Below are 24,334 nucleotides of genomic sequence, written 5' to 3'. Positions count from 1 at the left end.
AGTGACGAAAATTGAAATTCGTCACTCGTAAAAACAACAGAGAGCCATGTCCGAAACCGCCATCATAGTTGCCGACACCGCCCGCCAGGAGAATGTCACCCGCATTCTCGATTGCGCCGAGCGCCTGTTCCGGCATTACGGCTACGGCAAGACCAATGTCGCCGACATTGCCCGTGAACTCGGCATGTCGCCAGCCAACATCTACCGCTTCTTCGCCTCCAAGGTCGAAATCCACCAGGCCGTCTGCGCGCGCATGCTCAACACTTGCTATCAGATCGCCTACGATGCCTGCCACGCGCCGGGCAGCGCCAGCGAGAAGCTTCGCCGCTATGTGCACAGGCACTATCAGTGGACCCTCGACACCATGCTCGACCAGGAGAAGGTGCATGAGATGGTCATCGTTGCCATCGAGCGCGACTGGCATGTCATCGAAAAGCATATCGACAGCTTGCATGACTTGGTGGCCGAGGTGATCCGCGAGGGCATCGAAGCTGGGGAATTTGTCGATCAGGATCCGGTTGTCGCGTCGAGATGTTTCGCCGCGGCCACCATCAATGTTTGCCACCCTCAGATGGTGGCGCAGTGCCTCGCCAAGAAGAACCGGGCGGAGCCGGACGACCTCATCGAATTCGCGATCAGAGCCTTGATGAAGTGAATTCTGCCGAGCCTTGCGTTCGGTGGTTCATTTCCGCAGTTTCAGGAGTACGCAATTGTCTTCGCCCCAGTCCACCATCCCAGGCAGGCTATCAGCCATCATCTTGGCATTTGCCGGCGTCGCCGTGCTTGCTGGCTGCAGCCAGGAAAAAGCCGAAGTCAAGGACATCATCCGCCCGGTCAAGGTCGTCGAGATCGCGAAGGCGCATGACACCCGCACGCTCTCCTATTCCGGCTCGGTGCGTGCCCGCACCGAAAGTGCTTTGGCTTTCCGCGTCAACGGCAAGATCACCGATCGCCTCGTCGATATCGGCCAGCATGTGGCCTCGGGCGATGTGCTCGCCCGCATCGATCCCATCGACTACGACCTTTCGGTAAAGAGTGCGCAGGCGGCACTTGATGCAGCCGATCGGCAGGTCGAGACATCAGAACTATCCCGCAAGCGCGCCGAGCAGCTGTTTGACAAGAAGTTCGCGCCGAAATCGCAGCTCGAGCAGGCAACGCTGAGCTACGACCAGGCTGTCGCCACCCGCGATTCCGCCCGCTCGACCCTTGCCCAGGCCAGGAACCAGGTTGGCTACACCGACCTCAAGGCCGACAGGGACGGCATCGTCACCGCGGTCAGCGCCGATGTCGGCCAGGTGGTCGGCTCCGGCACGCCGGTCGTCACCGTCGCCGTCGACGGCGAAAAGGAAGTGCTGATCGCGGTGCCGGAAATGGAAATCGCCGAATTCAAGCCGGGCAAAATCGTCAAGGCGGGCTTCTGGTCCGACGACGCGCTGGCACTCGACGGCAAGGTCCGCGAGGTCGCCGGCAGCGCCGATCCGCAGTCGCGCACCTTTGCCGTCCGCGTCAGCCTGCCCAATGATCCGCGCGTGCTTCTTGGTATGACCGCCAGCATCGAAGCGTCGGCGGCCAATGAGCGGCAGCTCGTTTCGATCCCGCTGAGTGCATTGGCTGAGAAAGACAGCCAGTCGATCGTCTGGACCGTCGATCGTGGCGCCGACACCGTTCATGCCCGCCCGGTCAAGGTCGCCGAATTCGCCGCCGATGGCGTGCGCGTTGCCGAAGGTCTGAAGCCCGGCGACGTCGTGGTCGCCGCCGGCACGCAGTTCATGACCGAAAACTTGAAAGTGAAACCCGCCGGCGACGCTGCGCTGCAGTCCGCTTCCGCGGCAGACGGCGACGCCAAGCAGGTGCGCTGACGACAGACAACCGGCTGCGCGTTCCCGCAGCCACTGGTTTCCGGGCGGCAGGAGCCCGATCTGAGACGCTCGATTGATGTAACCCCCACATCGATTTTCGCGTCCCACCGCGATGAGTGTTTCTCCGCTCGGAGAGCCTTGCCGCCCGGAAGCCATTACCGAACCCTCGATTTTGTTGCGCTAGATAGATGGACCAGCGTCGATGACCAATTCCACGGACGAGAAGCGGCCCTTCAACCTGTCGCGCTGGGCAATCGGCCATCCCGCCATCGCGCGGTTCCTGTTTGGCCTGATCATCATTTCCGGCGCGCTCGGTTTGATGCGCATGGGCCAGAAGGAAGATCCCGATTTCACATTCCGGGTCATGGTCGTCCAGGCGATCTGGCCGGGCTCCTCGATCAAGGAGATGGAAGACCAGGTCGTCAACAAGATCGAGCGCAAGCTGCAAGAGACGCCGCATCTCGATTTCGTGCGCTCCTTCACCCGCGCTGGCAGCGCCATCATCACGGTGCAGATCAAGGGCGACACCAACACCGCCGAGGTGACGGACGCCTTCTACCAGGTGCGCAAGAAGGTCGGCGATATCCAGGGCGACCTGCCGCAGGGCCTGCTCGGCCCGTACTTCAACGACGAATTCGGCGACACCTTCATCACTCTGCACTCGATCAGCGGCGATGGCTTCAGCTATCCCGAGCTGAAGAAATTCGCCATCCAGGCGCGCGACATGCTTTTGACGACGCCCGGCGTCGAAAAGGCCGTCATCATCGGTGACCAGCCGGAAAAGCTCTATATCGACGTCTCGTCCAAGGCGCTGGCCGAACGCGGCCTGACGCTGACTGATCTGCAGAACGCGATCAAGGGACAGAACAATGTAGACCCGGCCGGCTCCGTCGACACCGGCACCAATTCGGTGCGCATTTCCGTCGAAGGCGATGTCGGCAAGGTCGAGGACATCAGGAACCTGCGCCTGCGCGCCGGCGGCCAGGTCACAAGGCTGGGCGACATCGCCACGGTGACCTCGGGGCTGGAAGATCCGTTCCAGCGCAAATACCGCTTCAACGGCCATGACAGCGTGCAGCTTGGCGTCGTCATGGCCAAGGGTTTCAAGGTCACCGATGTCGGCAAGGATGTCGAGGCGACCTACAAGCGCTTCGAGGAGGCACTGCCTTACGGCGTTTCCGTCGACCAGATTTCCGACCAGCCTGGCGTCGTCACGGATGCGGTGGCCGAATTCATGCATGCGCTCGGCGAAGCGCTGCTGATCGTGCTCGTCGTCTCGTTCCTGTCGATCGGCTGGCGTTCCGGCCTGGTCATCGCCATCGCCATTCCGCTGGTGCTGGCCGCGACCTTCGCCATCATGTACGAGCTCGGCATAGACCTGCAGCGCATCTCTCTCGGCGCCCTGATCATCGCGCTCGGGCTGCTCGTCGACGACGCCATGATCGTCGTCGAGATGATGGAGCGCAAGCTGGAGGAGGGGCTGGTCAAGGTCGAGGCGGCGAGCTTCGCCTATTCCTCGACCGCCTTCCCGATGCTGACCGGCACGCTGATCACCACCGCCGGCTTCATTCCGGTCGGCTTCGCTGCGTCGACGGCCGGCGAATATGTCCGAACGCTGTTCTACGTCGTCGGCATCGCGCTGATCGTCTCCTGGTTCGTCGCGGTCTATTTCACGCCGTGGCTCGGCAACATGATCCTCAAGCAGCGTAAGCATGCCGGCAGCCATCACGATGTCTTCGACACGCGTTTCTACCGCCGGCTTCGCGCTACCGTCAGCTGGGCCGTACGCCATCGCATCATCGTCCTGGTGATGACGCTGGTCACCTTCGGCACCAGCCTGTGGGCGTTCCAGTTCATCCCGCAGAACTTCTTCCCGCAATCGTCGCGGCCGGAAATCCTCGTCGATCTCTGGCTGCCTGAAGGCACCAGCATCAAGGAGGTCGAGGCGCAGGCCAAGGCGCTTGAAACCAAGATGATGGACGACAAGGACAAGCGTTTCATCGCCACCTATATCGGCGAAGGCGCGCCGCGCTTCTTCCTGCCGCTCGACCAGCAGCTGAGCAATCCGAACTTTGCCCAGCTCTTGGTGATGGCCAATGATGAGCCGGCCCGCGAACGGCTGATCGTCAAGTTGCGCACCGTCCTGGCCGAAGACTTCCCGTCTATCCGCGCCAAGGTCGACCGTCTGTTCCTCGGTCCGCCGACCGGTTGGCCGGTGCAGATGCGCGTCATGGGGCCGGATCGCCAGGAGGTGCGCCGCATCGCCGACCAGGTGAAGGCGAAATTCCGCGAGGATCCGCTGCTGGGCGCCGTTCATGACGACTGGCTGGAGCCGGTGCCGGCGATGAAGCTGGTCATCGACCAGGATCGTGCCCGCGCACTCGGCGTCACCTCGCAGCGCATCCGCCAGATGCTGCAGGCGGCAATGTCCGGCGCGTCGCTCGACGACTTCCGCGACGGCGAGGAAACGGTGTCCATCGTCGCCCGCGAGCCGGATGCCAGCCGCAGCCTGCTGTCCTCGGTCGACTCGGTCTATATCCCGACCGATTTCGGCGGCTTTGTGCCGCTGTCGCAGGTGGCCAAGGTGGTGCCGGTGCTTGAGCAAGGTATCGAGTGGCGCCGCGACCGTCTGCCGACCATTAGCGTGCGGGCAACGCTGCCCGACGGCATCCAGTCCAACGACGTCGTCACCAAACTGTACAAGGACATGCAGGGCCTGCGTGACGGGCTTGCGCCCGGCTACAAGATCGAGATCCAGGGTGGTGCGGAGGATTCGGCTGAAAGCCAGGCTTCGATCGCCGCCAAGGCGCCGATCATGCTGGCCGTCATCGTCGTGCTTTTGATGATCCAGCTGCAGCATTTCGGCAAGGCGATGCTGGTTCTGGCGACCGGTCCGCTCGGCATCATCGGTGCTGCAGCGGCGCTCTTGATCAGCGGCGCGCCGTTCGGCTTCGTCGCCATCCTCGGCGTCATCGCGCTGCTCGGCATCATCATGCGCAACTCGATCATCCTGGTCGATCAGATCGACCAGGACATCGCCGCGGGCATGGATCGTTACGAGGCGATCATCGGTTCGGCCGTGCGCCGCTTCCGGCCGATCACGCTGACGGCGCTGACGGCGGTGCTGGCGTTGATCCCGATCTCGCGCGGCGTCTTCTGGGGACCGCTCGCTTACGCCATGATGGGCGGCATCCTCGTTGCCACCGTGCTGACCATCCTTGTCCTCCCGGCGGGCTACGCCCTGTTCTTCGGCCGGGAGCCGAAGAAGCGTGGGGCCGAGGGGCGGACGGACGAGTTGGAACTGAGCCAGGAAGCCGAAAAGCCGCAACTGGCACTGGCCGCCGAATAGATCGACTACGCCAGCCGAAAAGGATCGGGCGCGCCGAAGCGCGCCCGATCCTTTTCATTCACGAGGTCAGATGACGAAATACCAGTTGGCGAGTAGCATCACCGCGACACCGGCAACCAGCGTCAGATAGGGCAGCATACCCGCCTTTTTGACCGAGAGGTCGGCCCCCGCCATGCCGAGGTCGGCCAGCATATGGTCGGGGAATTTCCCCTTGTCCTGGATGTAGTGGCGGAAGCAGAACACCGGGATGATCAAGGCTGCGGTGATGAGCCCGGCCCACAGCGCCATCGGGTTCCACACCTTGGCGCCCGCGCCCATGAAGATCGCGTTGACATAGGCGAAGATGGCCCCGATCCCCAGTAGCCAGCTCGGCGCCTTCCAAGGCCGCGCGATGTGGCCGTTGTCGATGCGGTGGATCCAGCCGGCGTTGAGGTTGAGGAAGTTGAAGATGATGTAGCCGCAGTTCGACACGGCGAGGATGAAGAAGAAGCTCGTCGCGTCGGCCGATGCGATGGCCAGCACGATCAGGTTGAAGACGAGATCGGTCCACATGGCGCGGGTCGGTGCGCCATGTTCGTTGACGTGGCTGAGATAGCGCGGCAGCCAGCCATCGACCGAGCCCTGGTACAGCGTGCGCGAAGAGCCGGCCATCGCCGTCATGATGCAAAGCACCAGGGCCAGGATCATCAGCATCACCAGGAGGCTGTGGATCAGCGCGCCGCCGCCGACCATGCCTGCCAGTGCGTCGGCGACACCGGAGCCGTCGACGATCGGCGTCGCCAGCATACCGTTCAGGCCAAGCACGCCCTGGAAGGTGAACGGCACCAGGATAAACAGCAGCATGCAGAGCAGGCCGGAATAGAAGATGGCCTTGAACGTGTCGGTGCCCGGGTTCTTGAACTCGGACGTGTAGCAGACGGCGGTCTCAAAACCGTAGGTCGACCACGCCGCAATGAACATGCCGCCAAGAACCAGTGTCCAGCCGGCAATGTTCCAGGCGCCGGGTTCAGGCGCATAGGCGGCGGCCAACGGCACCAGCGGCGAAAAATTCGCCCAGTTGATCTGGCCGGTGATGATCGGCACGACGCCGACGATCAGCATCGGGATGATCACCAGCAGGCCGATATATTTCTGCACGTTGGCGGTGCCGAGGATGCCGCGATGCTGGATGGCGAAGATGATCAGCATCAGCACCGCGCCGATAAAGAAGGTCGCGTTGAAGGTGAACGAGACCGGACCCAGTGTGTGGCTGTAAAGCGTCCAGTTGCGGATTGCCGGCGTCGCCGCCGCGGTCACCGCCGTGATGGCGTCGGCGGCACTCGTCCCGGCATGGGCCGCGATATAGGCGACGACATCGGGCGAGGTTTCGGTGAACAGCGGCACCGGCGCCAGCGCGTTGAGGATGTAGGCGGCCGCGATCGAGCAGCCAAGTGACAGCACCGGCGACCAGGCGAACCAGTTGCACCAGACCGACAGCGGGGCGATGAACTTGGAATAGCGCAGCCAGGCGGTGGCGCCGTAGATCGAGGCGCCGCCCGACTTGTTCGGGAACAGGCCGGCGATCTCGGCATAGGTGAAGGATTGCAGGAAGCCCATGATCATGGAGAAGATCCAGATCGCGAAGGCCAGCGTTCCGGTCGTGCCGGCAATGCCGCCGATCGAAAACAGGACCAGGGCCGGCACGCCGCTCGCCACCCAGAAGGCGCCGCGCCAGTCGATATTTCGGTGCAACTTGCCCTCCGCAGGCTGCTCCAGGACAGTGGTAATCGTGCTCATGTGTTTGGCTTCCCCATTTTGATGTTCCCCGTTCGTGACGGCCGCGACTTCGCGAGGCTTCATCATCGACGCATGCGGTGAGCGACTGCCGGTGTTTCCACTCAGTCGCATTTTTTTCTTATGAGTGAAGATTGATCCGACGCGCTTTCAGGTCAAGCGATTTATGAAGCCGTGCACATCACGCTTGCGAGCGCGCGGACTTTACACGCTCGCGAGCTCACCGACCGGCCGGCCTGTCCGTCGCGAAAGTGGCCGTCAGGAGCGCGGTTTGGTCTTCTGCGGATCGTAATGCGCAAAGGCAACGACGCGCGCCGGCAGCCGCTTGGCATGGCCGTCGAGCTTGCCGATCTCGACCTCGGTGCCGATGGCTGAATGGGTGACGTCGAGCCTGGCCAAGGCGATGGTTTTGTTCAGCACCGGCGAGCGCATGCCCGACGTGACGGTGCCGATCTGGGCGCGGCCGACATGCACGCAGTCGCCATGGCCAACGTCGACATTGGCGTCGATGTCGAGGCCGACCAGCTTCGTCTGCGGGTGCTCCTTGCGGCGGATCAGCGCCTCGCGGCCGATGAAATCGTCGGTCTTGCTCTTCAGCGGCACGGTGAAGCCGATGCCAGCCTCGAACGGGTCGGTCTGGTCGGAGAATTCGTAACCGGCAAAGATCAGCCCGGCCTCGATGCGTACCATGTCGAGTGCCTGCAGCCCCATCGGCTTCAGCCCATGCGGCTGGCCGGCCTCCCAAATAGCGTCGAACACTTTTTCGGCGTCGCGCGGGTGGCACCAGATCTCGTAGCCGAGTTCGCCGGTGTAGCCGGTGCGCGAGACGACGACCGGAATGCCGTTGCCGCCACCGATGCGGGCGACGGCGAAACGGAACCATTCGAGCTCGTCGATCGACGGCTGCAATGGCGAAGTCCAGATGACTTCCCGAAGAATGTCGCGGCTCTTCGGTCCCTGCACGGCGACATTGTGCATCTGGTCGGTGGAGGAGCGCACCAGCACGTTGAGGCCGAGTTTCGTCGCCGTCTCGCGCAGCCATTCGCCGGACAGGTCGTCGCCGCCGACCCAGCGAAAATTGTCCTTGCCGAGCCGCAGCAGCGTGCCGTCGTCGATCATGCCGCCATGCTCGTAGCACATGGCCGAATAGACGACCTGGCCGATGCCGAGTTTCTTGACGTCACGGGTCAGCGTATACTGCAGCAGCGCTTCCGAATCCGGGCCGGTGACCTCGAACTTGCGCAGCGGCGACAGGTCCATGATCACCGCATCCTGCCGGCAGGCCCAGTATTCGGCGATCGGCCCGTCCTTGGCGAAGGAGTTGGCCAGCCAATAGCCTCTATACTCGACGAAATTGCGGGTGTGCTTGGCAAAGCTCGAATGAAAAGCGGTCTCGCGGGTCATTTTCGGTTCCGAATCGGGCGTCATGCGTCTGGCGATCGCTCGCGAGAATTTGTGCTGGCCGGAATAGGTCCGCACATGGATGTCGGTCGGGTTCCAGCCATTGGCTGGCGTCGTGTCGTCGGGGCAGGCGGAGGACACGCAGACGATGTCGGTCAGAGCACGCAACAGCACGTAGTCGCCCGGCCGCGACCACGGCTCGTCGGACACCATCACGCCATGCGCGTCGATCGCCGTGTTGAAGAAGAAATTGATCGCCATCCAACCGGCTCGGGGATTGACGCCTCTGTCCGCCAGTGCGCAATTGAAATTCTCGGAGCAGTTGGTGTGGCCGGGATAGCCGATGTCGTCGTAATATTTCGCTGCGCAAGCGAGTGCGAAAGCGTCGTGACGGCCGCATGTGTCCTGCACCACCTCGACCAACGGCTCCATGTCCTGATCGTAATATTTCGAATGCAGGCCAGGCATCGGATAGCTCGCGCCCATCAGCGTGCGCGTCGTCGTCACGTCGAGTGGATGATCGCGACCCTTGTCCAACTTGCGCGCTGAAAAGCACTGGAAGTCGGTGCACTGGCGTCCGTCGACATCGATGATCTGCAGATAGTCGCCAGCCTTGACGAAATAGGCCTCCGCGGTCGCCGAATGGACGCGCAGATCGAGCACAGGGTCGGCCAGCGGGTCGGCCAACTGCGATTTCGCCGCCGGTCGGATCGTGGCGCGGCGGACGATGACGGTCAGCGAAGTCGCCGTGTCATGGCCATCGACCAGCATCGGCCCGCCAGGAGCGGCAATCAGCATTGCGCCATCGCGCGCGATCGTGAAGGCCTGTTCGGTGCCGGCGGGAGTCGCGCCGCCGAACACCCGCACCGCCTTGGCCTGATCGAGTTGCACCTGCCGTCGCGCGAGCCCGCGACGCAGGGAAGCGAGGCTGTCGTCGCCCTCTATGAGCAGGGCCTTGATGCCGGCGGCGTTGCTGTTCGACGTCTCGCCAAAAATGCTGGGATCGGTCGCGCCGGTCTTATCCCAGGCCAGAAGTTCGCAGGCCTGGCCACCCTCGACATTACGCACGGTGATCGTATCACCGGCCTCGATCTCGATCAGCACCGCGCCGTTGCCCTGGACCGTGTAACGCTCCATGCCCGGCGGCAGCGCGATCTGGCCCGGCCTCTGGATGAGGCTTGGCCGCGGCGGTCCGGCTGCAATTACGGGGTAGGGCGACTGGCTCATCTCAGCCTTGCGGTTAGAGAAACAAGTTTGCCTGTGTGTAAAATTACTTTAGCAGCAAGAATAGGCAGCATGGTCGGATTTGGCAAGGCGGAGGTGGCACAAGCTCCACCTTCTCCCACAAAGGGGAGAAGGGAAGAAGTGCGCAATCCTCTACGTCAGTTCCTCGGAATGGCTAATAGCAACTCCATACTCGGCACCCGCGTCCAGCATCGTGTGCCACAGGCTTTCGGCGAACGTCGCAAACACCAGAAGGTTGAACACAGCCTGTCCATCCGACTTGTCGCCGCCGCGCCACAGCGTGACGCTGGTGTGATCCATCGATGTCGCGGCGGCGGCGCCAACCGGGAACGATGTGGCATGCAAGTCGATCGACGACAGCTTGGCCAGCATGGCGCGCGCCTTGGTTCCGGAAATGCTGATCAGGACGCGTGCATGCGACTGGTCCGACAGCGAGCCGGACAATGCCGGCGCCAGCGTTTGCATCGTGTGCTTGCCGCCCTTCGACAGCACGAAGAACTGATCCGGCCCTGACCAGACAAGCGTTGCGTCCGAAGTCTGGGCCGCCTTCGGCGCATCCGGTGGCGCCACGCCAAACCGGGCCTTGGCCGCCTTTGCCAGTTCGGCCGCTTGGCCGCGCCGTGCCATCACCTGGATCAGGTCGAAATTGCGGATCTCGGTCAGCGAGACGCCTGCCTCGATACCGCGCGCGCCATGCGCGCCGGCGACAAGCGCATGCTCGACGGGACTGCGGGGAGCCCAGGAAAAATCAGCCACGCTGGCGCCCTCCATCCGGATCGTAGAAGACGGGATTGCAGAGTTCGACGTCATAGTCCTCGCCACGAATCGGATCATGCGCATGGACGATTTCGCCGATGCGCTCGCGGCCGCGCTCGACCAGGCCAAGACCGATCCACTGGTCCGATGTCGGCGAGAAACAGACCGAGGTGACGTAGCCTTGGTCGTTACCGGGGCCGGGTGTCTGCCCTTTCGGGATGATGTGCGCGCCGGAGCGCAGCCGGCGTGCCTTGTCCGTCGGCTTGATCCCGACCACGACCTGGCGATCGGGGGCGATCAGCGCCTCGCGGCCGGCCATGACGCGGCCGATATAGTCCTTCTTGGTCGACATCATCTTGCCCAAGCCGAGATCGGCCGCCGTCGTCGTGCCGCTCAGTTCCGGTCCGGCGATGTGGCCCTTTTCGATGCGCATGACGCCAAGCGCCTCGGTGCCATAGGGCGTCACGCCGAACGGCGCGCCAGCCAGCATCAGATTGCGCGCCATGGCATCGCCGAAGCGCGCCGGCACCGAAATCTCGAAGGCCATTTCACCGGAGAACGAGATGCGAAACAGCCGTGCCCTGAGACCACCGCGCAAGCGGACTTCGCGCGCGCCCATGAACGGAAAGCCTTCGTTCGACAGGTCTTCGGCCGGGTCGACGATTTCCTTCAGCAGGTCGCGCGTTTTGGGTCCGGCGATCGAGAATTGCGCCCACTGGTCCGAGACGGAAGTGAGCTGCACATCGAGTTCGGGAAACAGCACCTGCCGACAGAATTCGAGATGCTGCATCACCAGCCCGGCTTTGGCTGTGGTGGTGGTCAGGAAGTAATGGTCCTCGGCCAGCCGCGACGTGGTGCCGTCGTCATAGACGATACCGTCCTCGCGCAGCATCAGTCCGTAGCGTGCCTTGCCGACAGCGAGGCTGGAGAAGGTGTTGATGTAGACGCGGTCGAGGAAGGCGCCGGCATCGGGGCCGTGCACGTCGATTTTGCCGAGCGTCGAGACGTCGCAGAAGCCGACGCCACTGCGCACCGCCTTGACCTCGCGGGTCACCGAGTCCAGCCAGTCCTTCTCGCCGGCGCGGGGATACCATTGCGCACGCTTCCACAGGCCGGTGTCGACGAAGACGGCGCCCTGTTCGGTAGCCCAGTGATGCGATGGCGTCAGCCGCGTCGCATGGAACGTCTCGTCGCGGTGATGGCCGGCAAAGGCGCCGATGGCGACCGGCACATAGGGCGGCCGGTAGATCGTCGTGCCGGTCTCGGGAATGGACCGGCCGCTGACGGCAGCCATGATGGCAAGGCCGGCGACATTCGAGGTCTTGCCCTGGTCGGTCGCCATGCCGAGCGTCGTGTAGCGCTTCAGATGCTCGACCGATTCAAAACCCTCGCGCTGCGCCAGCTCGATGTCTGACGCCGTCACGTCGTGCTGATAATCGACAAAAGCCTTGCCCTTGCCGGCGACATGCCAGAGCGGTGTCAGCGAAAAAGCCTCGTCGTCGGCGACAGGTGCCGTGCCCACCGTGCCGTTGTGTCCGGTGTCACGCGCGGCTGCCGCGCCGGCGGCAAATCCCTGGCTTAGGCAGGCGCCGAGGCCAAAGTCACCGTTGGCGGCGCCCGCTGCGACCATACCAGGCGGCGCGCCGTCCGGTACGAAAGCAGCAATTTCGTCGCGCCATTTCGGCCGGCCACGGTGGTAGGAGGTCAGTCCAACCGCCGGGTTCCAGCCGCCGGAAACGGCGAGCCCGTCGGCTTCGACCTCGGCGCGCGCGCCGCCAGTCAGCGAGACCGCGACTTTCCTGACGCCGTCCTTGCCGCCGTCGACGCTGCTGACGGAACCGTGCAGCACGGGGAAGCCACCCTTGGAGGCCAGCGAGCGATGCGCCGACGAAACGTCGGGCCGCGCATCGATGACCGCCGCGATCTGCAATCCTGCCCCAAGCGCTTTCTCGACCGTGCGCCAGCCATCCTCATTGTTGGTGAACAGCGCGACGCGTTTGGCCGGCGTCGCCGCGTAGCGCGCGACATAGGTCCGCATGGCGGACGCCATCATCACGCCGGGCGTGTCGTTGCCGGCAAAGACGATCGGCCGTTCGATGGCGCCGGCCGCGACCACGCAGCGCCTGGCCACGATCCGCCACAGGCGCTGGCGCACCTGGTGCTCGGGCGGCGAGGGCAGGTGGTCGTTGACCCGCTCGATCGCGCCATAGGTGCCGCCATCGTAGACGCCGAACAGCGTCGTGCGGGTCATGATGCGGACGTTGGGCATTGAGCCGAGCTCGGCCAGGGTCCGCGAAAGCCACGCGGCTGCCGGTTCGCCGTCGATCGTGTCGCCATCCGAAAGCAGGCGGCCGCCGAGAGAGAAATCTTCCTCGCACAGGATGACGCGGGCGCCACTGCGGCCGGCCGCCAATGCCGCCGCCAGCCCGGCCGGACCCGAACCGGCGATCAGCACATCGCAATGCGCCCATGCCTTGTCGTAGTGGTCGGGATCGGCGATGCCTGCGGCGCGGCCGAGACCGGCGGCGCGGCGGATCGCCGGCTCGTAGAGCGCTTCCCAGAACTTCGCTGGCCACATGAAGGTCTTGTAGTAGAAGCCGGCGACGAAGATCGGCGCGAACAGCTGGTTGACCGACATCAAATCGTGGCGCAGGGACGGCCAGCGGTTCTGGCTGGCGGCCTCCAGCCCCTCGTAGAGTTCCGCCGTCGTCGCCTTGGTGTTCGGCTCGCGCCGTGCGCCCGTGCGCAGTTCGACCAGCGCGTTGGGCTCTTCCGAACCTGATGTCAGGATGCCGCGCGGGCGATGGTATTTGAACGAGCGGCCGACCAGCTTGACGCCATTGGCGATCAGCGCCGAAGCGAGCGTATCGCCCTGGAAGCCGGAGAAAGCCTTGCCGTCGAAACGGAAGGTGAGCGGCGCCGAGCGGTCGATAAGACCGCCGGAGGTGAGGCGATGGGATTGGCTGGAAGTCACGATTGCCGGCCTTCCGCGAGTTCCATGAAATGCGAGACGGTTGCGCTGCCCCTTACCCTCCCCCTTGTGGGGAGGGTCGCTGCGCAGCAGCGGGATGGGGGTGCGGCGCTGACCCCCACCCGGACCTGCGGTCCGACCTCCCCACAAGGGGGAGGTAGAGGGTTGGCGCTTTTCGCAACGGCGCCGACCTGGACAAGAATACTCATTTCGCAACCTGCCTCGCCCCAGCACCGGGCGCCGACTCAACCGAATAAACCTCGTGCGTCAGCGTGTTGCGGGTGACCTCCAGCCAGGCCCGGCAACCGCCGCCATGGTACCAGTATTCGCTGGTCTCGCCGGCGACGTTGTCGCGCAGATAGACATAGTCGAACACCTTGTCTTCCGAGGCGCCAGCCACCGGCCGCACCGGCTTGGCGTCGCCGAGATAGGTGAATTCGCCGAGTTCGCGTTCGCCGCAGAAGGGACAGACAATGCGCATTTCTTCTAGACCGCCTTCAATGCAGGTTCGGTTGGGCGCCCTGGCCCTTTTCGTCGATCATGGCGCCAGTCCGGAACCGGTCGAGGCGGAACCGCGCCGCCTCTTCGTGCGATTCATCGCGGGCCAGAAGGTGGGCAAAGACGAAGCCGGAGCCAGGCGTCGCCTTGAAGCCGCCATAGCACCAGCCGGCGTTGAGATAGAGCCCGTCGACCGGCGTCTTGTCGATGATCGGCGAACCGTCCATCGACATGTCCATGATGCCGCCCCACTGGCGCAACAGGCGCACGCGGCCGATCATCGGCATCAGCGCCATGCCGCCCTCGCAGACATCCTCCATCACAGGCATGTTGCCGCGCTGGGCGTAGGAATTGTAGCCGTCTATATCGCCGCCGAAGACGAGGCCGCCCTTGTCCGACTGGCTAACATAGAAATGGCCGGCGCCGAAGGTCATGACGCCAGGGATGAGCGGCTTGATCGCCTCGGAGACGAAGGCCTGCAGCACATGGCTTTCGATGGGCAGGCGCAGGCCGGCCATTGCCGCGACGCGCGACGAACTTCCGGCAACAGCCATGCCGACCTTGCCGGCGCCGATCTTGCCGCGCGATGTCTCGACGCCGGTCACCTTGCCATTGGCGTCCCTGACAAAACCGGTGACTTCGCAATTCTGGATGATATCGACGCCGAGTTCGCTCGCCGCGTGCGCATAGCCCCAGACCACAGCGTCGTGCCGCGCCGTGCCGCCGCGCCGCTGCAAGAGCCCGCCTTGCACGGGAAAGCGCGCATTGTCGAAGTTCAGGAAAGGGATCATCTTCTTGACGGCAGCGAGGTCGAGCAGTTCGGCGTCGATGCCGTTGATGCGCATGGTGTTGCCGCGCCGCGCATAAGCGTCGCGCTGTGCGTCGGAGTGGTAGAGATTGATGACGCCGCGCTGGCTGACCATCGCGTTGTAGTTGAGGTCCTGCTCCATCCGCTCCCACAGCTTCATCGACAATTCGTAGAAGCCGGTATTCCCAGGCAGGCCGTAATTGGAGCGGATGATGGTGGTGTTGCGGCCGGCATTGCCGGAGCCGATCCAGCCTTTTTCGAGCACGGCGACATTCTTGATGCCGTACTCGCTGGCCAGGAACCATGCGGTTGCCAGGCCGTGGCCACCGCCGCCGATGATCACCACGTCGTAGCGATCCTTCGGCGTGGCGTCACGCCAGGTGCGCTGCCAGTTCTTGTGGCCGGACAGGGCAGCACGGGCGAGCGAGAAGATCGAGTATTTCATACGTTCATTCCGAGGCCGCTCGCGTCGCGCTGGGGTCAGATGTCCAGCGTGTGGTCGCGCTCCCATTGCGTGAAGTGCGAAGCATAGGAATTCCATTCCTGGTGCTTCAGCTTTAGGTAGGCCGACGAGAATTCCTCACCCAGCGCCGCCTTGAGCGATTTGTCCTTGTCGAACTCGCGCAAGGCATCGAGCAAATTGAGCGGTAGCTTCGGCGCGCCCTTCACCGTATGGCCGTGCTGGTACATGTCGATGTCGTAGCGCTTGCCGGGGTCGGCCTTCGAGCGGATGCCGTCGAGACCGGCCGCGATGATGACCGCCTGCAGGAGATAGGGGTTGGCCGCGCCATCAGGCAGGCGCAGTTCGAAGCGGCCAGGGCCGGGCACGCGCACCATGTGGGTGCGGTTGTTGCCCGTCCAGGTCACCGTGTTCGGCGCCCAGGTCGCGCCCGAAATGGTGCGCGGCGCGTTGATACGCTTGTAGGAATTCACCGTCGGGTTGGTGATCGCGGCCAGTGCCGAGGCATGCTTCATGATGCCGCCGAGGAAATTCCGGCCCTTGGCAGACAGGCCGAGTTCCATCGCATTGTCGGCGAAGACGTTGGTCTTGCCGGATTTGTCCCAGACCGAGATATGGGCATGGCAGCCATTGCCGGTCAGGCCCTGGAACGGTTTGGGCATGAACGTCGCGCGCAGGCCATGCTTCTCGGCGATCGACTTGACCATGAACTTAAAGAAGGAGTGCTTATCGGCGGTCGCCAGCGCGTCGTCGAAGGCCCAGTTCATCTCGAACTGGCCGTTGGCGTCCTCATGGTCGTTTTGATAGGCGCCCCAGCCGAGCGCCAGCATGTGGTCGCAGATTTCGGCGATGACGTCGTAGCGCCGCATCACCGCCTGCTGGTCGTAGCAGGGTTTTGAGGCCGTATCGTATTCGTCGGAAATCGTCTTGCCGTCGGGCGAGATCAGGAAGAACTCGGCCTCGACCCCGGTCTTGACATGCATGCCGTCGCTGGCGGCCTCGGCGATCAGCCGCTTCAGCGTGTTGCGCGGCGCCTGGTCGACCTCCTTGTCGTCCATGATGCAGTTGGCGGCGACCCAGGCGACCTCCGGCTTCCACGGCAGCTGGATCACCGAATCCGGGTCCGGCACTGCCAGCATGTCGGGATGCGCCGGCGTCAGATCCAGCCAGGTGGCGAAACCGGCAAAGCCGGCGCCGTCCTTCTGCATGTCTGCGATTGCCTGCGCCGGCACCAACTTGGCACGCTGGCCACTGAACAAGTCAGTGTAGGAAATCATGAAATATTTGACGTTTTTCGCCCTTGCGAATTCTGCAAGATCAGTTGCCACGGTAGTTCCCCATTTTTTGTCGATTGTTGGCCCCAGAGCGTGTGGGCTTCGGCCCTTCGTTGATCAGAAGCCGTTCTTCCCCGGTATCCAGTTGGTGCCGGCCAGCGGCACGCCAGCCATGGCGGCTGCCTCGATCGTCAGCGCGACGAGGTCCTCTGGTTCAAGATTGTGCAGGCTGTTCTTGCCGCAGGCACGCGCGATCGTTTGAGCTTCCAGCGTCATCACCTTGAGGTAGTTCGCCAGCCGGCGTCCGGCGGCGACCGGATCGACCCGCTTCATCAGTTCGGGGTCTTGCGTGGTGATGCCCGCGGGGTCGCGGCCCTCGTGCCAGTCATCATAGGCGCCGGCGGTGGTGCCGAGCTCGTTGTACTCCGCCTCCCAGCGGGGATCGTTGTCGCCGAGTGCGACGAGGGCAGCCGTGCCGATCGAGACCGCGTCGACGCCGAGCGCCAGCGCCTTGGCGACGTCGGCGCCGTTGCGGATGCCGCCGGAGACGATCAATTGCACCTTGCGGTGCATGCCGAGATCCTGCAGCGCCTGCACCGCCGGCCTGATGCAGGCAAGCGTCGGCTGGCCGACATTTTCGATGAACACTTCCTGGGTGGCGGCGGTGCCGCCCTGCATGCCGTCGACGACGACGACATCGGCGCCGGCCTTCACGGCAAGCGCTGTGTCATAATAGGGGCGGGCGCCACCGACCTTGACGTAGATCGGCTTTTCCCAGTCGGTGATTTCGCGCAGTTCGAGGATCTTGATCTCGAGATCGTCGGGTCCGGTCCAGTCGGGATGGCGTGAGGCCGAGCGCTGGTCGATGCCTTTCGGCAGCGTGCGCATTTCGGCGACACGGTCGGAAATCTTCTGGCCAAGCAGCATGCCGCCGCCGCCCGGCTTGGCGCCCTGGCCGACGACGACCTCGATCGCATCGGCCCGGCGCAGGTCGCGCAGGTTCATGCCGTAGCGCGACGGCAGATATTGATAGACCAGCTGCTTGGAATGGCCGCGCTCTTCCTCGGTCATGCCGCCATCGCCGGTGGTGGTCGAGGTGCCGGACAGCGTCGCGCCGCGCCCGAGCGCTTCCTTGGCGGGACCCGACAGCGAGCCAAAGCTCATGCCGGCGATGGTGATCGGGATTTTCAGCTCGATCGGCTTCTTGGCATGGCGCGATCCCAGCACCACGCTGGTGTCGCAGCGCTCGCGATAACCTTCGAGCGGATAGCGCGAGATCGAGGCGCCGAGGAACAGAAGGTCGTCGAAATGCGGCAGCTTGCGTTTGGCGCCGGCGCCACGGATGTCATAGATGCCGGTCGCCGCGGCACGGCGGATCTCGGAAAGCGTGTAGTCGTCGAAGGTCGCGGATTTGCGCGGCGTCGTCGGCGGGTTGCGATAGGTCATGCTGCCTCAATACGCGTCGGCGTTGTCGATATTGAAATTGTAAAGCGTGCGCGCCGAGCCGTAGCGCTTGAACTCCGACGGCTTGACGCCTGTGACGCCCGCACGGTCGAGCAGGCCCTGCAGCAATTCCAGATGCTCGGTCCGCATCTCCTTGGCGATGCAGTCGGCACCCAGGCTGTCGACCTTGCCGCGCACGAAGAGCCGCGCCTCGTAGATGGAATCGCCCAGCGCGTCGCCGGCATCGCCCAGCACCACCAGATTGCCTGACTGTGCCATGAAGGCCGACATGTGGCCGATATTACCGTGCACAACGATGTCGATGCCCTTCATCGAAATGCCGCAACGCGACGAGGCATTGCCTTCGATGACCAGCAGGCCACCCTTGCCGGTGGCGCCGGCATACTGGCTGGCGTCGCCTTTGACGGTGATCGAGCCCGACATCATGTTCTCGCCGACGCCGGGTCCCGCCGAGCCATGCACGGTGATCGCGCTGCCGGAATTCATGCCGCCGCAGTAATAGCCAACGCTGCCGCGTACATCGATGGCAACGGGCTGGTCGACGCCGACGGCGACCGAATGACTGCCTTTCGGGTTCAGCACTTCCCATGCCGTTTCGTTCGAGCCGGGGGCCAGATTGTGCAGCGCCTGATTGAGTTCGCGCAGCGACAGCTGGTCGAGATCGAAAACCCGAGGGTCGTGCGCCGTAGTCTTTGAAAGCGTGATTGCCGGCATGAACTCAATGCTCCCAGAAATAGACGGTCGCGGGCTCGGGTTCCCAGACCCTCGCATTGTCTATGCCGGGCAGTTTGGTCAGCGCGCGATATTCCGAGCCGAAGGCGACATACTGGTCGGTCTCGGCCATCACGGCGGGCTTGCAGGCGATCGGGTCGCGCACCACGCCAAAACCGTTCTTGGTGCCGACGACGAAGGTGAAGAAGCCGTCGAGATCGGAGAGCGTGCCCTCCAGCGCCTCGCCGAGATTCTTGCCGTGTGCCATCTGCGAGGAGAGATAGGCGGCGGCGACTTCGGTGTCGTTCTCGGTCTCGAACGTCATGCCTTCGCGGATCAGCTCGCGGCGGACGTTGTTGTGGTTGGACAGCGAACCATTGTGCACTAGGCACTGGTCGGCGCCGGTCGAGAATGGATGCGCGCCCATCGTCGTCACCGCCGATTCCGTCGCCATGCGGGTATGGCCGATGCCATGCGTGCCGGTCATCTTGCGGACATCGAAGCGGTCGACGACCGCCTCCGGTAAGCCGACTTCCTTGTAGATCTCGACCACGTCGCCGGCGCCCATGATGCGGATGTCGGGGCGCAGCGCCTGGATGGTTTCGCGCGCCTCGTCGATCTTGGCAGGAGTGGTCCTGACGACCGCATGAGTGGATTTCACCGCGATCGTCACCGGCGTGCCGATGGCCTTGGCGAGCTCCGCCTCGAGGCCGCGGAAATCGCGGTCGGGCCTGGCCGACTGGATGGTGATCTTGGCCTCATTTTTGGACGGGGCGCCATAGATGGCGATGCCGGCGCTGTCGGGACCGCGATCGCTGAGCGAGATCAGCATCTGCGACAGCATCGCGCCAAGCTGGGGTTCCAGCGCCTTGTCCTTCAAAAACAGTCCGACAATTCCACACATGTCAGCCTCCCCGTGTTTTGTAGCTAAGAGATCGTTTGTAGCTAAGAGATGATGTATCGAATGAGTCCCATAAATTCAATCGTATGAAAAAAATTTTCCTGTAGTTACGTATGCGTCTCGATGTCGCTCTGCGCACTGCCGCCGTCCCGCCGGGCATTGTGAACCCATTTTGCGGTGCGGATGCGGGCGATCTTGTAGGCGTCGAGGATCGACAGCGCATAGATAAGAAAGCCGCCGGCATGCCGGCCGACGAAGCTGGCGTCGGGCGGCGCGATCTTGGCCGTGACCCATGCCAGGATCACCATGAAGAAAAGGAACTGCAGCCCGCGCACGGGCACGCCCAGAATGACATGTCCGCTTGCCGGCAGCACGATTGCGGCACCAAGAACAACATAGGGGTTGGTGGGTGCGGTGGCGGAACTGGTCATGCGGCCTGCCGTTCGCTTTTGTTGATCGCGTCGCGAAGCGCCGACGCCGACACCAGCAGCCTTTCGATCAGCGCGGGATCGAGTACGGCGTCGCCGAATTCGGCCTGCCGAAAGACGCCATAGCGCGCCCGCTCGGCCTCCGCCAGCAGCCAGACGATGCGCACCCCTTTCGGGGTGATCAGCAATTCCTTCGCGCGCCCTTCGGAAAAGATCGCGATGTGGCTGGCAATAAGGCCTTGTGGAAAGCGCGCCGCCCTGCGGTCGGTGCGCAGCACCGCCTCGGCTGGAAATCCAGGCGCCTTGGGCAGCGTATGCTCGAGGTGATCGAAATTGGAGAAGGTCGTCGGCGAGCCCGGCCGCATCATCATGTCGAAGGTGGCCGGCACCGCGACCTCTTCGGTGATCGAAACACTGAGCCAGCGCGCCGGCAGTTTCCGAGTCGCCAGCGTATCGACGATGGTGCGCACCTGGACATGTTGGCTGTTCCAGGATCCTTCCCAGGTGGTGACACCGGCGGTGCCGTCCGAGACATTTGCTGCGTCGGCGATGATGGTGCGGATATTGGCCTCGTCGATGGCGAGCGCCATCGATGCCCTGTTGTGGCTGGCGCGCGCCTGCCAGGCAAGGTGGAGGACAAGAGCCAGGACAATGGCCCCGGCCAGCAGTGCTGATGTCAACTCGGACATTTTCTCATGCCAGACCCGCCCGGGATCCGGACGGGTCTTCTCCCATCAATACCCCTGCGGCTTCGGCCACGGCATGGTGAACTGGTCGCCCCGCCGGACGAATCTGTAGCGATAGAAATGGAACCACAGCGAGATCAGGAAGTAGAAGGCGACCATCGCGATCAGTTGCGAGCCGAAGCCGAGGAAGATGGCGAAGAAGGTCACCACGCACAGGCAAAACAGCACGATGGCCGGGATCGGGTGGAAGGGGTGCGTGTAGCCGCGGCGGATCGAGCCCAGCGGCCACTTCTTGCGGAACATGATGATGTTGATGCTCATGAACGTGTATTGCAGCACGCCCGAAAGGATCGAGAAGGTGATCGCCTGGTTGAGGTCGGCGATAAAGGCGAAGGCCAGCGCGATCGGCAGCAGGAACAGGATCGAGCGATACGGCGTGCGATATTTCGGATGCACGGCCGAGAACCAGGTCGGCAGATAGCGGTCGCGGCCGAGCGAGAACCAGGCGCGCGCCGCATCGTTGATGCAGCCATTGGCCGAGGCCAGTGCGGCAAGCAGCGTGGCGACGAACAGCAGGTTCTCGAGCAGCGGACTGCCGGTCAGCTTGCCCGCGTCCCACAGCGGATAATAGGTGATGCCCAGATATTCCCACGGCATCATCGAGGCGCAGACATACCAGGTCATTGCGGCGGCGATCAAAAGCGTGATCATGCCGGCCATCGTGCCGTAAGGCAGCGAGCGGGCGGGCGAGCGCACTTCCTCGGCGGCCTGCGTGGTGCCCTCGATGCCGAGATAGTACCAGATACCGAACTGGAAGGCGGCGATGACGCCGATCCACCCATACGGAAGCGCATTGCCGGGCGTGACCAGTTCGTTCAGCTTCAGCACCGCGCCTTGCGTCCACGGGCTGACCGAAAAGAACAGGATGACGATCGAGATATAGGCGATCGCGGTGATGACGAAGTTGACGTTGAGCGTCATCAGAACGCCGCGATAGTTCAGCCACGCCAGCACGACGATGGTCGCGGCGATGAAGGAATTGTGGGTGAGCCCTTCGACCCCCGCCTTGGCGACGATGGTGTCGCCGAGCAGGATGGCGTCGGACACTTCAAGCATGGTGTAGGCAAAGACCAGGAACAGCGCGACATTGAAGGCCATCAGCGGTCCGACGATGTGCTTGGCCTGCGCATACTGGCCGCCGGCGGCGGCGACGGTCGATGTCACCTCCGAATCGATCATGGCGACCGAAGTGTATAGCAATCCGACGACCCAGCAGACGATCAGCGCCGCCAGTGCGCCGCCCTTGTCGGCGGCAAAATTCCAGCCGGTGAATTCGCCGACGAGAACGATGCCGACGCCGAGTGCCCAGACATGGGCCGGGCCGAGCACGCGAAGCAGTGAAACCCTGTCCCCGTGGACTGCCGGTTCAAGTGCGATCGTCATTGTTCAATCCCCACTCAGATCCGGTGTTTTTCGGAAACGGCTTCCAGCTCACCTTCGCGCGATGAGGTCAGCACCTCTTCGGAGAAGGTCGTGTCGACCTTGAACCAGTCGTAGAGCATCCACAAAGCGAGCACGATCGAGATGCCCCAGCATGCGTAAGAGAGTGCCACCCACATGATCGTGTCTCCCGTTACTTGTCGTCGAATTTTTCGTTGATGACGTCGCGATATTCGCGGTCGGATGCGCGAAACAGGAAGACGAAATAACCGATCAGCACCGCGGCCATGATGATCAGCGTCGGCCAGTCGATGACATAGTGGAAGCGGTTCTGGATGATGTCGTGCGCGGTCTCGGGCGTGTAGCCGAGCTTTTCCCAGATCGAGGCCATGGTCGGGTTCTGGCCAAGCGCCTCCCAGGTCTTGGCATCGAGCGCATCGATGGATTTCGCCGCACCGGCGAGGCCCAGTTTCAGCGGCAGCCACAGCGCCACGAAAATGGCGACCACGACGACGGCGATGTCGAAAACCTGCCCGGCTTTGCTTTGCTCTGGCGGCGTGTAGCGGGACATCTCTTCTACCCCCTCAGGACTTGCGGTTGCGGAACGCGTCGGCATTCTTGATATCGAGCCCGTAGATGAATTCCTTGTCTTCCTTGTAGTGCTTGACCATCGCCAGGATCGCCGCGGTGTTGAAGATCAGCACGGCGGCGGCGGCGATCGCGACGACGGCCTTGATGCCGCCGTGCGGGATGTAGGACCATGTCATCAGGAGGACGAAGAGGATCGTCGCCCACAGGCAGACGATCAGGAGCGCGGATCCGCGCACGTCGGAACGGTACAGCGCTTCGATGCGCTGATGCATGTCTGACATCGGTTTTCCCCTTTTTCCAACGCTCGACCCCGAATTGGCCGGCCGCTGCCCTCTTTCAAGAGAGTGAAATTTTTTTCACAAATTCCGTCCGAATTCCGCAATTGTCAAGCGCGATTTACGCGGGGTTAACCGTTTGCTTGGCGCAACGAATTTTGCCTGACAATGAAATTAATTGCTTATGGGTATTGCGGCGCCGTGGCGTTTGCGATCAATATTCGGTCAAAGCTCTCGCCGCTGCGCAGGGGGCAGGGAACAGCAGAGAATTATCGAAACGGAGGACGAGCGGATGACGGCATCCTGGAGATTTTCGACCTTGGCGGATCGCCACCGCGCGCTCGGCTCGAGGCTCGAAGACTGGAGCGGCATGGGAACCGCCTGGACCTACGACAAGGATGCCGACGAGGAGTACATCGCCATCCGCACCAAGGCCGGGCTGATGGATGTGTCGGGCCTCAAGAAGGTCCACATCACCGGGCCGCACGCCTCGCACCTGATCGACCTGGCGACGACGCGCGATGTCGAAAAGATCTACCCCGGCAAGTCGGCCTATGCCTGCATGCTGAACGAAGCGGGAAAATTCACCGACGATTGCATCCTCTACCGCACCGGCCCCAACGCATGGATGGTCGTGCATGGTTCGGGCACCGGCCATGAGGAGCTGCAGCGGGCGGCGATGGGGCGGGATGTCTCGCTGCGCTTCGACGACAGTCTGCACGATCTTTCGCTGCAGGGGCCGACCGCCGTCGACTATTTCTCAAAACATGTGCCTGGTATTCGCGACCTCAACTATTTCCATCATATGCAAACGCAGCTGTTCGGCCTTCCGGTGATGATCTCGCGCACCGGCTACACCGGCGAGCGCGGCTACGAGATCTTCTGCCGCGGCCAGGATGCCGGCACGATCTGGGACAGGATCCTCGACGAGGGCAAGGGCGCCGGCATCATTCCCTGCCGCTTCACCACGCTCGACATGCTGCGCGTCGAAAGCTATCTGCTGTTTTATCCCTACGACAATTCGCAAAAGTATCCGTTCGAGAATGAAGGCCCTGGCGACACGCTGTGGGAACTCGGCCTCGACTTCACCGTCAGCCCAGGCAAGACCGGCTTTCGCGGCGCCGAGGAGCATTACCGCCTGAAGGGCAAGGAGCGCTTCAAGATCTATGGCGTTCTGCTCGACGGCAAGGAGCCGGCCGACGAAGGCGCGCCGGTCTATCGCGACGGCAAAAAGGTCGGCGTGGTGACCTGCGCCATGTATTCGCCGCTGGTCGAGAAATCGATGGGCATCGCCCGGCTCGATGTCGACTGCGCGATCAAGGATACCAAGCTCGAAATCCGCAACAAGAGCGGTGCCATCAAGGCCACCGCTCAGCCATTGCCGTTCGACGATCCCAAGAAGACCAAGCGCACGGCGAAAGGTTGAGGCATAGTTAGGCGAGGG

General features: G+C 63.2%; 20 protein-coding genes. 4 read left to right on the top strand and 16 right to left on the bottom strand.

Translation table 11 applies throughout. The annotated features are described in order from the left end of the window. Window positions 1-46: 46 nt before the first annotated feature. From ACSQ3L_RS26025 to ACSQ3L_RS26015, 3 genes are all read left to right on the top strand, one after another. A complete protein-coding gene (locus tag ACSQ3L_RS26025; protein WP_436162507.1) occupies window positions 47-655 on the top strand; it encodes a TetR family transcriptional regulator in 609 nt (202 codons plus the stop codon). 76 nt (window positions 656-731) lie between these two features. Next, window positions 732-1,859, top strand: a complete 1,128-nt coding sequence (locus ACSQ3L_RS26020; protein ID WP_436163527.1) for an efflux RND transporter periplasmic adaptor subunit — start codon at window positions 732-734, stop codon at window positions 1,857-1,859. 202 nt (window positions 1,860-2,061) lie between these two features. Beyond that, window positions 2,062-5,208, top strand: coding sequence for an efflux RND transporter permease subunit (locus tag ACSQ3L_RS26015; RefSeq protein ID WP_436162506.1), 3,147 nt, complete (start codon window positions 2,062-2,064; stop codon window positions 5,206-5,208). Between the two features lie 66 nt (window positions 5,209-5,274). Here the strand turns inward: ACSQ3L_RS26015 and ACSQ3L_RS26010 are convergent, their stop codons facing one another. From ACSQ3L_RS26010 to ACSQ3L_RS25935, 16 genes are all read right to left on the bottom strand, one after another. Beyond that, the gene (locus ACSQ3L_RS26010) at window positions 5,275-6,984 is read right to left on the bottom strand and encodes an APC family permease (protein WP_436162505.1); all 1,710 of its coding nucleotides are present in this window, start codon (window positions 6,982-6,984) and stop codon (window positions 5,275-5,277) included. Window positions 6,985-7,239: 255 nt separating this feature from the next. Then, window positions 7,240-9,609, bottom strand: coding sequence for a DUF1989 domain-containing protein (locus ACSQ3L_RS26005; protein WP_436162504.1), 2,370 nt, complete (start codon window positions 9,607-9,609; stop codon window positions 7,240-7,242). Window positions 9,610-9,759: 150 nt separating this feature from the next. Then, window positions 9,760-10,383, bottom strand: coding sequence for a sarcosine oxidase subunit gamma (locus tag ACSQ3L_RS26000; protein ID WP_436162503.1), 624 nt, complete (start codon window positions 10,381-10,383; stop codon window positions 9,760-9,762). Beyond that, window positions 10,376-13,357, bottom strand: coding sequence for a sarcosine oxidase subunit alpha (locus tag ACSQ3L_RS25995; protein ID WP_436162502.1), 2,982 nt, complete (start codon window positions 13,355-13,357; stop codon window positions 10,376-10,378). The genes ACSQ3L_RS26000 and ACSQ3L_RS25995 overlap by 8 nt, the downstream gene beginning before the upstream one ends. A 202-nt stretch (window positions 13,358-13,559) precedes the next feature. Continuing rightward, window positions 13,560-13,835 carry a sarcosine oxidase subunit delta gene (locus tag ACSQ3L_RS25990; protein ID WP_436162501.1) on the bottom strand — a complete coding sequence of 92 codons (276 nt, stop codon included), beginning with the start codon at window positions 13,833-13,835 and terminating at the stop codon, window positions 13,560-13,562. A 16-nt stretch (window positions 13,836-13,851) separates the two neighbouring features. Further along, entirely contained in the window at window positions 13,852-15,105 is a 1,254-nt protein-coding gene (locus ACSQ3L_RS25985) for a sarcosine oxidase subunit beta family protein (protein WP_127270293.1), read from the bottom strand. A 35-nt stretch (window positions 15,106-15,140) separates the two neighbouring features. Then, window positions 15,141-16,448, bottom strand: coding sequence for a type III glutamate--ammonia ligase (gene glnT / locus ACSQ3L_RS25980; protein WP_127397470.1), 1,308 nt, complete (start codon window positions 16,446-16,448; stop codon window positions 15,141-15,143). 63 nt (window positions 16,449-16,511) lie between these two features. Beyond that, the gene (locus ACSQ3L_RS25975) at window positions 16,512-17,840 is read right to left on the bottom strand and encodes an FMN-binding glutamate synthase family protein (protein WP_010914750.1); all 1,329 of its coding nucleotides are present in this window, start codon (window positions 17,838-17,840) and stop codon (window positions 16,512-16,514) included. 6 nt (window positions 17,841-17,846) lie between these two features. Further along, window positions 17,847-18,572 carry a protein GlxC gene (locus ACSQ3L_RS25970; protein ID WP_436162500.1) on the bottom strand — a complete coding sequence of 242 codons (726 nt, stop codon included), beginning with the start codon at window positions 18,570-18,572 and terminating at the stop codon, window positions 17,847-17,849. Window positions 18,573-18,576: 4 nt separating this feature from the next. Continuing rightward, window positions 18,577-19,473, bottom strand: a complete 897-nt coding sequence (locus tag ACSQ3L_RS25965; protein ID WP_436162499.1) for a class II glutamine amidotransferase — start codon at window positions 19,471-19,473, stop codon at window positions 18,577-18,579. A 104-nt stretch (window positions 19,474-19,577) separates the two neighbouring features. Next, a complete protein-coding gene (locus ACSQ3L_RS25960) occupies window positions 19,578-19,901 on the bottom strand; it encodes a hypothetical protein (protein WP_436162498.1) in 324 nt (107 codons plus the stop codon). Then, window positions 19,898-20,587 carry a hypothetical protein gene (locus ACSQ3L_RS25955; RefSeq protein ID WP_436162497.1) on the bottom strand — a complete coding sequence of 230 codons (690 nt, stop codon included), beginning with the start codon at window positions 20,585-20,587 and terminating at the stop codon, window positions 19,898-19,900. The genes ACSQ3L_RS25960 and ACSQ3L_RS25955 overlap by 4 nt, the downstream gene beginning before the upstream one ends. Window positions 20,588-20,632: 45 nt before the next feature. Continuing rightward, the gene (locus ACSQ3L_RS25950) at window positions 20,633-22,027 is read right to left on the bottom strand and encodes an APC family permease (protein ID WP_436162496.1); all 1,395 of its coding nucleotides are present in this window, start codon (window positions 22,025-22,027) and stop codon (window positions 20,633-20,635) included. A 14-nt stretch (window positions 22,028-22,041) separates the two neighbouring features. Then, window positions 22,042-22,203: a hypothetical protein gene (locus ACSQ3L_RS25945; protein ID WP_292180450.1), complete on the bottom strand. Its 162-nt coding sequence runs from the start codon at window positions 22,201-22,203 to the stop codon at window positions 22,042-22,044. 14 nt (window positions 22,204-22,217) lie between these two features. Beyond that, window positions 22,218-22,595, bottom strand: a complete 378-nt coding sequence (locus tag ACSQ3L_RS25940; protein WP_013532899.1) for a hypothetical protein — start codon at window positions 22,593-22,595, stop codon at window positions 22,218-22,220. 13 nt (window positions 22,596-22,608) lie between these two features. After that, window positions 22,609-22,896 carry a hypothetical protein gene (locus ACSQ3L_RS25935; RefSeq protein ID WP_436162495.1) on the bottom strand — a complete coding sequence of 96 codons (288 nt, stop codon included), beginning with the start codon at window positions 22,894-22,896 and terminating at the stop codon, window positions 22,609-22,611. Window positions 22,897-23,182: 286 nt separating this feature from the next. On the opposite strand from ACSQ3L_RS25935, the gene ACSQ3L_RS25930 reads away from it, so the two are divergent. Continuing rightward, window positions 23,183-24,316: an aminomethyltransferase family protein gene (locus ACSQ3L_RS25930; protein ID WP_436162494.1), complete on the top strand. Its 1,134-nt coding sequence runs from the start codon at window positions 23,183-23,185 to the stop codon at window positions 24,314-24,316. Window positions 24,317-24,334: the final 18 nt, after the last annotated feature.

The sequence above is a fragment of the Mesorhizobium sp. LjRoot246 genome, assembly GCF_964254115.1.
Classification (GTDB): Bacteria; Pseudomonadota; Alphaproteobacteria; order Rhizobiales; family Rhizobiaceae; genus Mesorhizobium.
This window is presented reverse-complemented; position numbering and strand designations above follow the sequence as displayed.

Coding starts and splice junctions, on each gene's coding strand:
- ACSQ3L_RS25950 (WP_436162496.1), bottom strand. CDS start 22,027: ATGACGATCGCACTTGAACCGGCAGTCCACGGGGACAGGGTTTCACTG.
- ACSQ3L_RS26025 (WP_436162507.1), top strand. CDS start 47: ATGTCCGAAACCGCCATCATAGTTGCCGACACCGCCCGCCAGGAGAAT.
- ACSQ3L_RS26010 (WP_436162505.1), bottom strand. CDS start 6,984: ATGAGCACGATTACCACTGTCCTGGAGCAGCCTGCGGAGGGCAAGTTG.
- ACSQ3L_RS25960 (WP_436162498.1), bottom strand. CDS start 19,901: ATGACCAGTTCCGCCACCGCACCCACCAACCCCTATGTTGTTCTTGGT.
- ACSQ3L_RS25935 (WP_436162495.1), bottom strand. CDS start 22,896: ATGTCAGACATGCATCAGCGCATCGAAGCGCTGTACCGTTCCGACGTG.
- ACSQ3L_RS25990 (WP_436162501.1), bottom strand. CDS start 13,835: ATGCGCATTGTCTGTCCCTTCTGCGGCGAACGCGAACTCGGCGAATTC.
- ACSQ3L_RS25945 (WP_292180450.1), bottom strand. CDS start 22,203: ATGTGGGTGGCACTCTCTTACGCATGCTGGGGCATCTCGATCGTGCTC.
- ACSQ3L_RS25955 (WP_436162497.1), bottom strand. CDS start 20,587: ATGTCCGAGTTGACATCAGCACTGCTGGCCGGGGCCATTGTCCTGGCT.
- ACSQ3L_RS25940 (WP_013532899.1), bottom strand. CDS start 22,595: ATGTCCCGCTACACGCCGCCAGAGCAAAGCAAAGCCGGGCAGGTTTTC.
- ACSQ3L_RS25965 (WP_436162499.1), bottom strand. CDS start 19,473: ATGTGTGGAATTGTCGGACTGTTTTTGAAGGACAAGGCGCTGGAACCC.
- ACSQ3L_RS25985 (WP_127270293.1), bottom strand. CDS start 15,105: ATGAAATACTCGATCTTCTCGCTCGCCCGTGCTGCCCTGTCCGGCCAC.
- ACSQ3L_RS26015 (WP_436162506.1), top strand. CDS start 2,062: ATGACCAATTCCACGGACGAGAAGCGGCCCTTCAACCTGTCGCGCTGG.
- ACSQ3L_RS25970 (WP_436162500.1), bottom strand. CDS start 18,572: ATGCCGGCAATCACGCTTTCAAAGACTACGGCGCACGACCCTCGGGTT.
- ACSQ3L_RS25975 (WP_010914750.1), bottom strand. CDS start 17,840: ATGACCTATCGCAACCCGCCGACGACGCCGCGCAAATCCGCGACCTTC.
- ACSQ3L_RS26005 (WP_436162504.1), bottom strand. CDS start 9,609: ATGAGCCAGTCGCCCTACCCCGTAATTGCAGCCGGACCGCCGCGGCCA.
- ACSQ3L_RS25930 (WP_436162494.1), top strand. CDS start 23,183: ATGACGGCATCCTGGAGATTTTCGACCTTGGCGGATCGCCACCGCGCG.